At 36.8% G+C, this 12,208-nt stretch carries 14 protein-coding genes, 1 riboswitch and 1 other annotated feature (1 of these 16 cut by a window edge); of the genes, 6 read left to right on the top strand and 8 right to left on the bottom strand.

The window, feature by feature from the left end:
* Window positions 1-182 (bottom strand) — a binding site (T-box leader); it reaches 19 nt to the left of the window's first position.
* Between the two features lie 83 nt (window positions 183-265).
* The 3 genes from PVA17_RS17025 to PVA17_RS17015 all read right to left on the bottom strand — a co-directional run bounded on the left by PVA17_RS17025 (window position 266) and on the right by PVA17_RS17015 (window position 1,804).
* Window positions 266-748, bottom strand: a complete 483-nt coding sequence (locus PVA17_RS17025) for a QueT transporter family protein (protein WP_274068365.1) — start codon at window positions 746-748, stop codon at window positions 266-268.
* A gap of 6 nt (window positions 749-754) precedes the next feature.
* Window positions 755-799: riboswitch (PreQ1 riboswitch) on the bottom strand.
* 276 nt (window positions 800-1,075) lie between these two features.
* The gene (locus PVA17_RS17020) at window positions 1,076-1,471 is read right to left on the bottom strand and encodes a DUF1259 domain-containing protein (protein ID WP_274068364.1); all 396 of its coding nucleotides are present in this window, start codon (window positions 1,469-1,471) and stop codon (window positions 1,076-1,078) included.
* Between the two features lie 78 nt (window positions 1,472-1,549).
* Window positions 1,550-1,804 carry a hypothetical protein gene (locus PVA17_RS17015; RefSeq protein WP_132360216.1) on the bottom strand — a complete coding sequence of 85 codons (255 nt, stop codon included), beginning with the start codon at window positions 1,802-1,804 and terminating at the stop codon, window positions 1,550-1,552.
* 576 nt (window positions 1,805-2,380) lie between these two features.
* Here PVA17_RS17015 and PVA17_RS17010 point away from each other — a divergent pair.
* The 4 genes from PVA17_RS17010 (at window position 2,381) to PVA17_RS16995 (ending at window position 6,667) form a co-directional block, all read left to right on the top strand.
* Window positions 2,381-3,403: an ABC transporter substrate-binding protein gene (locus tag PVA17_RS17010; RefSeq protein ID WP_132360218.1), complete on the top strand. Its 1,023-nt coding sequence runs from the start codon at window positions 2,381-2,383 to the stop codon at window positions 3,401-3,403.
* A gap of 348 nt (window positions 3,404-3,751) precedes the next feature.
* Window positions 3,752-4,780, top strand: a complete 1,029-nt coding sequence (locus PVA17_RS17005) for an ABC transporter permease (protein ID WP_132360220.1) — start codon at window positions 3,752-3,754, stop codon at window positions 4,778-4,780.
* The gene (locus PVA17_RS17000; RefSeq protein ID WP_274068363.1) at window positions 4,773-5,567 is read left to right on the top strand and encodes an ABC transporter ATP-binding protein; all 795 of its coding nucleotides are present in this window, start codon (window positions 4,773-4,775) and stop codon (window positions 5,565-5,567) included. The genes PVA17_RS17005 and PVA17_RS17000 overlap by 8 nt, the downstream gene beginning before the upstream one ends.
* A 134-nt stretch (window positions 5,568-5,701) precedes the next feature.
* Complete coding sequence (locus PVA17_RS16995; protein ID WP_274068362.1) at window positions 5,702-6,667, top strand: nuclease-related domain-containing protein; 966 nt, start codon at window positions 5,702-5,704, stop codon at window positions 6,665-6,667.
* A 196-nt stretch (window positions 6,668-6,863) separates the two neighbouring features.
* On the opposite strand, the gene ilvA is transcribed toward PVA17_RS16995, so the two are convergent.
* Window positions 6,864-8,126, bottom strand: a complete 1,263-nt coding sequence (gene ilvA, locus PVA17_RS16990) for a threonine ammonia-lyase IlvA (RefSeq protein WP_274068361.1) — start codon at window positions 8,124-8,126, stop codon at window positions 6,864-6,866.
* A 245-nt stretch (window positions 8,127-8,371) separates the two neighbouring features.
* On the opposite strand from ilvA, the gene PVA17_RS16985 reads away from it, so the two are divergent.
* On the top strand, window positions 8,372-9,115 hold the full coding sequence (locus tag PVA17_RS16985; protein ID WP_132360228.1) for a TerC family protein: 744 nt from the start codon (window positions 8,372-8,374) through the stop codon (window positions 9,113-9,115).
* Between the two features lie 51 nt (window positions 9,116-9,166).
* Here the strand turns inward: PVA17_RS16985 and bshB2 are convergent, their stop codons facing one another.
* From bshB2 to PVA17_RS16970, 3 genes are all read right to left on the bottom strand, one after another.
* A complete protein-coding gene (gene bshB2, locus PVA17_RS16980) occupies window positions 9,167-9,856 on the bottom strand; it encodes a bacillithiol biosynthesis deacetylase BshB2 (protein ID WP_132360230.1) in 690 nt (229 codons plus the stop codon).
* A 13-nt stretch (window positions 9,857-9,869) separates the two neighbouring features.
* Window positions 9,870-10,220 carry a YojF family protein gene (locus PVA17_RS16975; RefSeq protein WP_132360232.1) on the bottom strand — a complete coding sequence of 117 codons (351 nt, stop codon included), beginning with the start codon at window positions 10,218-10,220 and terminating at the stop codon, window positions 9,870-9,872.
* A 659-nt stretch (window positions 10,221-10,879) separates the two neighbouring features.
* Window positions 10,880-11,209 carry a hypothetical protein gene (locus PVA17_RS16970; RefSeq protein WP_255505185.1) on the bottom strand — a complete coding sequence of 110 codons (330 nt, stop codon included), beginning with the start codon at window positions 11,207-11,209 and terminating at the stop codon, window positions 10,880-10,882.
* A gap of 175 nt (window positions 11,210-11,384) precedes the next feature.
* Between PVA17_RS16970 and PVA17_RS16965 the strand changes: the two genes are divergently transcribed.
* Entirely contained in the window at window positions 11,385-11,936 is a 552-nt protein-coding gene (locus PVA17_RS16965) for an acyl-CoA thioesterase (RefSeq protein WP_132360234.1), read from the top strand.
* Window positions 11,937-11,991: 55 nt separating this feature from the next.
* Here PVA17_RS16965 and PVA17_RS16960 read toward each other — a convergent pair.
* Window positions 11,992-12,208, bottom strand: a 217-nt coding sequence (locus PVA17_RS16960) for an IS3 family transposase (RefSeq protein ID WP_274068360.1), incomplete at its 5' end; no start/stop codon positions are given.

The raw sequence follows: 12,208 nt of genomic DNA, 5'->3' as shown, positions 1-12,208 counted from the left end.
GGTGCCACCTTCATTCGCATATATTGCGCGCTTTCGTACTCCGGTAACGGGGAGTAAATTCGTCCTCACATTTGATGAGACTGCTCCAAAGCCCATTCGCAAGTATGTACTACTGATTTGCACCAACCATCAGCTCTCTTTAAGTACGCCCGCTTGCTACTATTCTTTTTCTTAGCATTTATTGAAAAGAATTGTAAAGTATTTTCAGAATGTTGTCAAGAATAACAAGGAAATAAAAAAAGACGAATCTATTAAGATCCGTCAGTTAAATTAAATTTTTGAAGTTTAAGCGTTTATTCAATGTATACATAATCGGTGCACCGATCGCTAAGACAACAAATTCACCTGTAGCAACAGTTAACCATGTCCAGAAGAATGGTAATTCTAGTGCAATGTTCAATTCAAAAGCAATGATGAACATTGTGCAAGTAAATAATAATGTATTAATGACTAAACGTGCCCAAATATTTTTAACAAATTTACAAATAAGAATGAACAATCCAAGAGTAATCGTCGAATGGGCTACGCCAAAATACAAATCGATAATGCCGTTTGGTGAAAATAGATTGGAGATAAATACACCAATAATGATTCCGAAGGCAAAGCGTGGATTAAACGCAACTAGATGATTAAACATTTCTGATAGACGGAACTGCACCTCTGTAAAGCCAAATGGGGCGACTAACAATGTAATAGCGATGTAAAGAGCTGCAATTATGCCACTCGTTGTTAAAAATTTCACTTTCATATACATTTCTCCTTAGTTTTTTTGCGTGGGATGGTTACGAACCACGTGAAGCAAATGCAATCATATCAATGTTCATGCTTATTTGTAAATAGCAATGAGTAAAAAAAACGCAGAAATTCATAGTGCTAAAGGTAATATTTAGCCCTTGTTCGTTGTGCTCATTAGTGGGGATTAGAATTTGGAATCCATAAGAAGAGGGCTTGTACAGTTGCTTCATTACAGATGGAATGAATGAAACTGAACTATAGCTGAGAAGCAACCGTGAACATTAAAAACGGTCATAGTAAAAAGAACTGTTCTAAGCAGTTCTTTTAACAAGTGTAGTTTTCAGTAGTTTTTTAAAACACTAAATGCTTGAGCAAATTTTTGGGCGAAGATTAATGGGGGCTCTATTGATTGAAAATGAACGTATAAAATTACTGGATCTGAATATATCCAGTGATTATGGACGGCACTAATAATTAAATTATTTTCTGAAAGTACCTTAACAAATGGTGTTAATTCTTCTTGAAGTACTACAACTTCACCTAAGTTAAGTGCATTTCCGTATATATCGAGTGATTCGAACGTTATTCCAGCATGAAGTGCACTACGACTTGGGCGACCTTGAATCGTAACAGTAAGATTTCGATTAAGTTTTACGGAACATACACCATGTTCCATAGAAGCCTTTCCGTTGGCAATCTGAGCAAATTTTGTACACATATCTTGAAAGCTTTGCATTTAGACACCTCTGCTTTTTTAAACTTCTATTCTGAGGATGCCTTGGTGCTAAAGAAGTAGGAGGTCTCTCGTTGGGATTTATTCATCTAAAACATTTTTAATTTCTCCTATTTCAAAAATGATATCGTCAAGTTGTTTTTTGAATTCATCTGTATATTCTAGTTCTCCATCTAAATCTTTTGTATATTCCAAGGCATTTAAGGCAAAATCTAGAGCAAATGCAAATAGACTGTCACAAAGATTAGAGATGATTGAGTCAATATCCTCTATATTTCCATTTTGTTTCTCTTGTGAATAAGAAGGTTGATTTAAATCGGTTTCTTCATTGTTCATGGTATTCCTCCTTTTTGAAAGCAGCATTCGTCTCATTTGCATCATATGCATTAAGTGTAAAAAAGGAGACTGAAATGTGGAGATCAATGTAGTTAGCAACAAAATGTAAACATTAAGGGAGAGTGATTTTATTCAGCCATCCAAGGCATTACTCAAACGCACGTTTACTTCCCGGATATCCCGCTACCCTAAAGTAGTCAGTTAGTAGATATCTTATAGAAGTAATAGTGAATAAATATAATAATTTGACAGCCTGACATTTATTTTGGGGAATATCGGGTTTTTAGGTTTTATACAAATTACTTGAAAAATCAATAGCAGAAAAATAACTTCGCGAAATTTGTCAAAAAAACTTTTGTTATATTAGAAAAAGAAATCAATTTATAGAAATAGTGTAGTTTAGTGGTTTAAAGTGACAAATTAAGCGAAAAAATAAAATATTTTGTGAAGATTAATAGTCAGAACATTCATAATGTTATTGACGAACCTATATAATAACGATAATATAGCGATAAGTTCACACTTTGTTTGGATAAAGTGTGATAAATATTAGAGATAATATTGGGGGGATTATTTGTGAAAAGCAATTTAAGAAAGCTTTCGTTCCTGTTATTTGGATTAGTTTTAATGCTTGCTGCTTGTGGTAACAGTGGATCTAGTTCATCAGACTCGAAAGAGAACGACAAGAATAATGCAAGTGAGAGCAGCAATGCAGATGACAAAACATTTAAAATTGGGATTACTCAAATTGTTGAGCATCCATCTTTAAATGCTGCAACTGAAGGTTTCAAAAAAGCAATTGAAGAATCTGGCTTAAAAGTTGAATACGATCCGCAAATAGCACAAGGAGATAATAGTCTTAATACGACGATTGCAAACAATCTAGTAAGTGCCAACGTAGATTTAATCTTTGCTAACTCTACACCATCAGCACAAGCGGCGGCGACAGCTACTAGTGATATTCCGATTGTCTTCACTTCTGTAACGGATGCTGTTGGCGCACAGCTCATTGAATCTATGGAGAAGCCAGGGAAAAACGTAACAGGAACGATTGATTTACATCCTGAGACTATTTCAAAAACAGTAGCATTCTTAAAGGAACTAGGTGCGAAAAAAGTAGGTATGGTTTACAACGCTGGTGAGCAAAACTCAGTAGCACAAGTAAAAGAAGTGAAAAAAGTTATGGCTGAGCAAGGCCTAACAGTAGTTGAGGCATCTGCGGCAACTTCGGCAGAAGTAAAACAAGCTACTGAATCATTAATTGGTAAAGCAGATGCATTCTATATCATTACTGATAATACAGTAGTTTCGGCTCTTGAGTCTGTCATTGATGTAGCAAACTCTAATAAATTACCACTAGTTGTAGGAGAGCTTGACTCAGTAGCACGTGGTGGCTTAGCTGCATATGGTTTTGAATATTATGACATCGGTTATGAGGCAGGGCAAATGGCTGTGAAGATTCTAAAAGGTGAAGCAACACCTGCTGATATACCAGCGCAATACCCACAAAAATTAAAACTATTAATCAATAAAAAAGTAGCGGATGATTTAGGGATTAAAATTAAGGAGTCTTGGGGTGCAGAGCTGTTAGAAAAGTAATGACGACATGATTATCTTATCGAACGAAGCGGGGGAGAACGAAAACTGCCCCCGCTTTATCTACTTTTTAGAATATTATGAGGAAGGATTAGCGCTATATATAGTTACGAGCGAATAGAGTACATTGCATTAATCCCAATTATGGTGGGGTAATCCTTTCTAGTTTCATCTTATTAGAATACTAAAAATTATGGTTCATATTGAAAGTTGATTGGAGTAGGGCTAGGCGACTCCTTAGGAAGTAGCGATAGAGGAACGCAGGCTTATCGGACGCCCCAGAAATCAATCTCAAGTTATGATGTTGAGCGAAATTATATTTATTAAGAAATTATTAGGAGATGATGAACTATGTTTTTAGCAATATTTGGCGCGATGGAGCAAGGGATCATCTATGCAATTATGGCACTTGGTGTGTATTTAACATTCCGTGTGTTAGATTTTCCAGATTTAACGGTTGATGGAAGCTTTGTAACAGGGGCAGCTACAGCAGCGACAATGATTATGCTTGGCTACCACCCAATCTTAGCAACTTTAGTGGCAATTGTTGCTGGATTTATTGCTGGATGTATGACAGGAATTCTTCACACAAAAGGAAAGATTAATCCTCTATTATCGGGAATTTTAATGATGATTGCTTTGTATTCTATTAACCTACGCATTATGGGATCAACTGCAGAAAATACGATAGGTCGTCCGAATATTCCACTATTAAATTCAGAGACTTTATTTTCAAAGTTTCAAGCGTTTTGGAGTAATTTAGGAATCGATACTGCTTTAAATAACCTATTAAAAGGCCTCGGCGTTCAGCAACTACCTTCAACATGGAGTACGATAATCGTAGTTTTAATCATTACGATTATCATTAAGTTCATTGCAGACTGGTTCTTAAAAACAGAGGTTGGATTGGCTATTCGAGCAACCGGTGATAATAAGCGCATGATTCGTAGCTTCTCGGCGAATACAGATACACTTATAATTTTAGGGCTAGGACTTTCTAATGCACTTGTGGCATTTTCTGGAGCTTTAATCGCTCAATATTCAAAGTTCTCAGATGTCAGTATGGGGATTGGGATGATTGTGATTGGTCTTGCATCTGTTATTATCGGTGAAGCAATTTTCGGTACAAAAACGATTATGCGCACAACTCTCGCTGTCATTGCTGGAGCGATCATTTACCGCATTATTTTAGCATTAGCATTACGAGTAGATTTCCTTGATTCAGGAGATATGAAATTAATAACGGCTATCATTGTTATTATAGCGTTAGTTTTACCACAATTTATCAATAAGGGTAAGGAACGAAAACGAAAGGTGAAGCGTGCAGCAGAGAGAACACACGTAAAGACGGTTGAGCAGGGAGGGAAGCGCCTTGCTTAAATTAAACGGCATTAATAAGATTTTTAATGAAGGTACGCCTGATGAAAAAATTGCACTCGCAGAAATTAATTTGCATTTGAAGCCAGGGGATTTCGTTACAATTATCGGCAGTAATGGTGCTGGTAAATCGACCATGATGAATATGATTTCTGGCGCGCTAACACCAGACTTTGGCACGGTATCAATTGATCAGAATAAGGTTACTACTTTGCCAGAATATAAACGTTCCCACTTTATCGGTCGAGTATTCCAGGATCCGATGGCTGGTACAGCACCAACAATGACGATTGAGGAAAATTTAGCATTAGCTTACTCACGTAATAAGAGTAGAGGCATGCGCTTCGGTGTTGATAAAAAGCGTCGTGAATTTTTCAAGGAATCGTTAGAGATGTTGGGTTTAAATCTTGAAAATCGATTGTCTGCAAAAGTGGGCTTACTTTCGGGAGGGGAGCGTCAAGCTTTGTCACTTTTAATGGCAACATTTACGAAGCCTTCGATTTTATTGCTAGACGAGCATACTGCGGCACTTGACCCATCTCGTGCAGAGTTAATCACACGTATTACGAAATATTTAGTTGAGAAAGACAACTTAACGACATTAATGGTCACGCACAATATGCAACAGGCATTAGATTTAGGAAATCGACTGATTATGATGGATAAAGGTCAAATTATTTTAGAGGTCGGCGAGGATCGGAAGCATGAATTAACCATCCCGGATTTAATGGCAGAGTTCGAACGCATCCGTGGAGAGAAAATGAACTCAGACCGTGCGCTACTAGGATAATAATATAAAACGCTCATACCTAGGTGTGGGCGTTTTTTCGTTGGATGTCGATGTTTTTTAGAAGTTAATAAAAAACTGAAAATTTAGTTAAGTTAAAAGAAGTGCATTATAATCTAACTAAAGGAGGTGAACTTATGTTACTGAAAAAACGGGAAGTTTCATCGAAGCAACGCGTGTTAGAAATGATTGAGAGGCGATTACCGAAATCTCACCCTAAAACTACTTACTATCAAGATATGCTCAATAGAACAAGAGCAGGGTATGCAGGTGAGCAACGAGTAGATCGAGAATGGCAAAGTATTTATTTAGAGCAAACGCATTATTTATTACACGATGTTGCGCTTAAGGATGAAGGTGGATCCATACATCAAATGGATACATTGTTGATGTCGCAGAATTTTATTTTAATAGTGGAAATCAAAAATATCGTTGGGCGTGTAGAATATATGAAAGATAACCATCAATTTATTCGAATTACGTCTGATGGCAGAGTAGATGGCTTTAGAAATCCCTTTGATCAAGTGAAGCGCCATGCTAGGTTTTTGCGTCGGCTATTTCAAATGAGCGGTCATCATATAGCTATTGAATATATAGTCATTTCTGCAAATCCGAATATGATTATGGCGTCGACTTTCTTGTCGCAGCCAATTATTCATGTAAGTGGTTTGGCAGAAAGGATATATAACCTGTTCAAGCAGCATCAACAAGTCTGTCTAAGTGAAAAAGATTTGAGAGAATTATCGGCGCATATTTTAACGAGGCACAAACCAATTCAATGGACCCTAGATATTAAAGTGGGTGAATTGAAGAAAGGTGCACTATGCTCTCATTGTCATTTTGACCATGTTCTACGTTACATCCATGGGAAATGGCATTGTAGCAATTGCCAATCGATTGATAATCAATCGATGCTAATCGCATTACATGATTTTCGATTAATGATAAGCAACAATATTACAAATGCTCAGTTTCGTAATTTTTTTGATATTGACTCAGAGAAGGCGGTTTATTATTTATTGAAAAAGTTAAAATTTGAAGCGATAGGTGAAAAGAAAAATAGAAAATATATAATTCCTGCGAAATTATTAGATGAAATGTAAGCGACGTAAACTATCGGTGCGGTCAGATAGTGTCTCTTGTAAGATAGATGTCGATAAACGTTTGAAAAGTTTCGATAAACAAGATAAAAGTTTCGATAAACCTCAAAAAAGTCTCGATAAATCTCAAAAAAGTTTCGATAAACCTTTTATTCCCGCAAAAAAAGCCACACTCACTTAGCAAGTGTGACTTTCTATATTAGACGAGTAAGCCAAATAGTTGAATGTCGTTGTTTACTTCTTTGTATTTGAAGCCGAATTCATCCATGCGAACGAGTAATCCTTCGAAGTCTTCACGATTGCCAAGTTCGATACCGACTAGGGCAGGACCACTTTCTTTGTTGTTTTTCTTTGTATATTCGAAAGTTGTAATGTCATCATTTGGACCTAGCACACTTGTAAGGAATTGGCGAAGTGCGCCTGCACGTTGTGGGAAACTAACGATGAAGTAGTAAAGTAAGCCTTCGTGAATTAAAGACTTTTCTTTAATCTCCTGCATACGATCGATATCATTATTACCACCACTAATGATGATAACGACTGATTTCCCTTTAATTTCCTCTTTGTAGGAGTCGAGTGCTGCTACTGATAATGCTCCAGCAGGCTCTGCGATAATAGCGTGTTTATTGTAAAGATTTAAAATCGTTGTACATACTTTTCCTTCAGGTACTAGTACGATATCGTCTAAGTAGCGACGACAAACGTCATATGTGTGGTTACCGACACACTTTACCGCAGCACCGTCTACAAATTTGTCAATCCAATCAAGTGCCACTGCACCGCCTTCTGCAAAAGCAGCCTTCATACTGCCCGCCCCGGTAGGCTCAACACCGATAATTTTGCTTTTAGGGGAAAGGTTTTTCACATAGGCAGAAACACCTGACATTAAGCCACCGCCACCAATACTACCAAACACGTAATCAATCGGTTCTTCCATGTCATTCATAATTTCAACAGCGACCGTTCCTTGTCCAGCAATGACATCCAAATCATCAAATGGGTGAATAAAGATTTTATCGTGTTCATCGCAGTAAGCAAATGCGCTTTCTGCAGCATCGTCAAAGGTATCACCTGCTAAAATAATTTCTGCATAATCACGACCAAACATACGCACTTGGTCAATTTTTTGCTTAGGTGTTGTTTGAGGCATAAAAATACTTGCCTGAATTTTCAATTGAGCACAAGCGTAGGCCACACCTTGGGCATGATTACCCGCACTCGCGCAAACGACGCCAACTTTACGAGCCTCTTCTTCAATTTTTTTAATCTTATAATAAGCACCACGAAGTTTAAATGAGCGTACATGCTGTAAATCTTCGCGTTTAAAATAAATAGTAGCTCCATATTTCTCGGATAGATAGTCATTTTTTTGTAGCGGCGTATGCACCACTACGTCTTTTAAGAAATGATGTGCAATCAAGATATTTTCTACCTGCACAGTTCTAGTGTCAGCAGCTTCCATAATATTCATCCTCCGTATACGTATAAAACATTTACCTATGATAGCACATATTATAAGCTTTTTGTTATTAATTTTTAGTAAATTCTAAATTTTCGGTGTCTGTTTTATCTAGGAAACTACAAAATGCAGAATAATTAAATTTTTGCGAGAATTTTTTGTAGAAATAAAGGGTGCACACATTTCCTCATAACAAAAATGGTCAAGCATATAATAGAATACCTTAGGACAAGTAGGAGGGTATGTAATTGGAAATCATTCAAGGAATTCTATCTACATACATGCAATTTTTCAATTGGGAAATGTGGAAAGAGATCTTAACTGACCCTGTCTCTTGGGGGTTAATATCAACACTAATTATAATAGAAGGTTTACTCTCAGCAGATAACGCACTTGTATTAGCAGTGCTAGTAAAGCATTTGCCAAACAAGCAACGCAAACGGGCATTAATGTACGGTATGTTGGGGGCCTATTTTTTCCGATTTTTATTTATCGGGATAGGTGTTTATTTGGTAGAATTTTGGTTTATTAAATTGCTAGGAGCCCTGTATTTAGGTTGGCTATGTGTTGCTCATTTCTTACAGATAGGGGAAGTGGATAGTACTAAAGAGATGAAAAAAACAGGGCTGTTGGTTCGCCTTTTTGGAACTTTTTGGGCAACTGTTATTTCTGTGGAACTGATGGATATTGCTTTTTCAATTGACGCGATTTTTGCTGCTTTTGCGATATCCAATCAAATTTGGATATTACTAATCGGGGGAATGTTAGGTATTTTAATGATGAGAACGATTGCTGGCTTATTTTTAATCGTTATAGAAAAAATACCAGAATTAGAGGCAACAGCATTCATTATTATTGGGATTATTGCACTGAAAATGCTAGCCAGCGTCATCGGTATTCACGTTCCACATTATATGTTTTTTGTGGTGTTAATTATTATTTTCTCAATAACTTTCATTATTCATTTTTTAAAAAAGATGAGGGTCGCTTAATATAAAACGGTTCTGTTCTCAATGAAGAAAGAAGACAGAACCGTTTTATTGTTATTTTACATATTGATCAGGATTTACAATATAGAACTTTTCAATATTAAGCCAGCTTTCACTCATTGGCTCGCCGTTATCAACACGTTTTTCTGTTTCTTGCATCATCCAAGCAGTTTGAGATGCATGTGCTTGTAATGCTTTAATTTTATCCATCCTCATTTCACGTATATCGTTGACAACATGTGGCTCTCCATTTTTTTCGATCGTATCATTTGCAAAGGCACAACCTAACACTTGTGGACGTGCAGCTTTTGGCATACGACGAACAGCTTCCACTACGGCACGTGCTGTAGCTTCATGGTCAGGATGCACTGCAAAACCAGGTAAGAACGTAAAGATAAGAGAAGGCATTAGCTCCTCAATTAAACCTTCAACAAGCTTTACCATTTTTTCATCGTCTTCAAATTCAATCGTTTTATCACGGAAACCAAGCATACGTAAATCTTGTATTCCCATAGCCTCTGCTGCTGCAACAAGCTCCTTACGTCGAATTTCTGGCAAAGATTCACGTGTTGCAAAAGGTGGGTTTCCTAAATTACGCCCCATCTCACCTAAAGTTAAACAGGCATATGTAACCGGTGTATTCATTTTCTTTGTATAATAGGCAATTGTTCCAGCAACTGAAAAAGCCTCATCATCTGGGTGAGGGTAAACAATTAAAATATGACGCTGTGGTTGTAAATTCAAAAAGTCGTCCCCCTTAGTAAGTAAATGGCGTTTCGCTAATTTCGAGTGCAATCGCCAATTTACCTGAATAGTCTAGTCCAGCCATTAATAAACGGCCTAAATCATCTAATTCAAAATGTGTGATGCCTTGAGCATAAACCCAGCCATGTGCCATTTTTAATCCGACACGATGGGGTGAATCATCTACCACTTTAGCAAGTTCAAAGTTGATTTTTGCATTGCGAATAAAAGCACCTGCATTGAAAAATTTTTCATCATAGTGTGCTGCATAAGAACCGTTTGTCGTCTCAAGATGAATATAAACGTCTTTGTTGGCGAAAGAATTCAATAATTCCTGCAACGTCTTTACTTGTACTTCTTGCATCTTAACACTCCTCTCGATTATTTCTCCTTTAAGTATAGTAAAAATAATTCACAAAGGGAAATTGAATGCCTATGTAACACTATGCTTCATCTCCAATGAATCGAAGGCTTGTTTAACTTCTTTCAGTGGGTCCACATATATCAATGAAATAGGGGGACTCAGGTATAAGAACTTTCATTCTGTGAAACGCCTGGGTGACCAACACCGTGCTGTGCTACGCTTTCGTAAAAAAATCCTTTGCGCTAAAGCATTCTTGCCGGGATAAATGATCCCATTTTTTAATCTATGAAGATTTTTAAGCAATATTCTTGAAAAAATTATAGAAATATATCAATATAATGAGTGTGAAAGCAATTTTGTACAAAATGTGTCGTTTTGTATTGTATACGGTTTCACAAACGAAAAGATACTGAACACGATTTCTTCCTTAACAGTGGAGAGGCAGCGCATAGTGTTGAAGGGGATTTAAAACTAGGTAATAACGAATTCTATCTTGGTACAATAGATGACGTTCCTTCAATATTGGTATGTATAGCTGTAAAAAAGGGAAGAAGACTGAAAGCTCATTATCATATTATAGTAAAAAAAGCCGCGATTCTCTTTTATGACGGAGAATCGCGGCTTTTTATAAGTAGCGGTTTTTATGGGGTATGTATTTGTTAATATCGATTGAGTTTCCGTTCAATGGAATCTAGACGATTGTTGAGATGTGATAAATGTTTATGCATTTGTCTAAATTGTACACTTTGATTTCGCGCGTCGGATGTTCTTGCTTGTTCATTTGCCTCTTCTTCCTGCAATGCTAAAATGGTGGAGAGGGTTGCTAATGAATACCCTATTGTCAAAACCATAGAAGATATTAATTCTACTTTAGTAGAGGTTATATCTCCACTTTGAATACCTGTATCTTCACCTAGGAGACCAGCTTCTTCACCAGCTAGGAAATTTCCTTCTCCATTTGGGGCTTGTTGTTGTCTACGTCTTACCATTTTTCTCCCTCCCATATACAGCTAATATATGGCATAGGAAGCAGTAGCGTATCTTGTCCAGAGAATTAAAAAAACAACAGTTAAAAATTCTTAATTTTCCGATAATTTAATTGCTTTTTATGGAAAAATAGAGCAATATAGTAGAAATAAACAGTTGTTTTTAGGGGGAATAGATGTGAATAAAAACTTTAAATATTGTAAAGATTCTAGAGTTATGCGTACAAGTCGAGTTTTTCCGAATGATATTAACAATCATAATACACTGTTTGGCGGTCGTTTGATGAGTGACATCGATCAAGTAGCTTCAATTTCCGCTGCTAAGCATAGCCGTAGAGATTGTGTGACAGCTTCAACGGATTCTGTAGACTTCTTGCATCCAATACGCCCGACCGATTCTGTCTATTTCGAATCTTATGTAACGTGGACAGGGACATCTTCAATGGAAGTTTTCGTAAAGGTCATTTCTGAGAATTTGAAAACAGGAGAACGTAAGGTAGCAGCAACAGCATTATTAACCTTTGTTGCATTAGATGAAAATAATAAACCAACCCCAGTTCCATCTGTTATCCCAGAAACAGTAGAGGAGACAAAACTACATGAAACGGCATCTGAACGAGCAAAGGCACGTGCAGATCGTAAAAAGGAAAGTAAGGCATTTGCTCAATTTATTTCGATGAACGATCCATGGGATTATCGGCTCGAAATGATGGAGAACTACTATATGTAAAAAAGGCATCTGAAACTATAAAATGTACCCTTTGTAAAGGACATTTAAAAAAAGGTTAGGCAACTTTTTGAAGCTGCTGTCTGTATTTTGCAGGCGGTAGCTTTTTTAAATTCCATTGCCCCCGATAATGATTGTAATAAATCATATAACTCTTAATTTCTTTTTTTACTTCCTCTAACGATTCACATGCTCTAATAGTTGTTTCATCTTTAAAATGCCCAAAGAATGATTCTTGTGGCGCATTATCCCAACAGTTTCCTCGGCGTGACATG

It is taken from the genome of Lysinibacillus sp. CNPSo 3705, assembly GCF_028674935.1.
In the GTDB taxonomy this organism is placed as follows: domain Bacteria; phylum Bacillota; class Bacilli; order Bacillales_A; family Planococcaceae; genus Lysinibacillus.
Note: the sequence above shows the minus strand (reverse complement) of the source record. Positions and strands in the feature narration are given on the sequence as shown.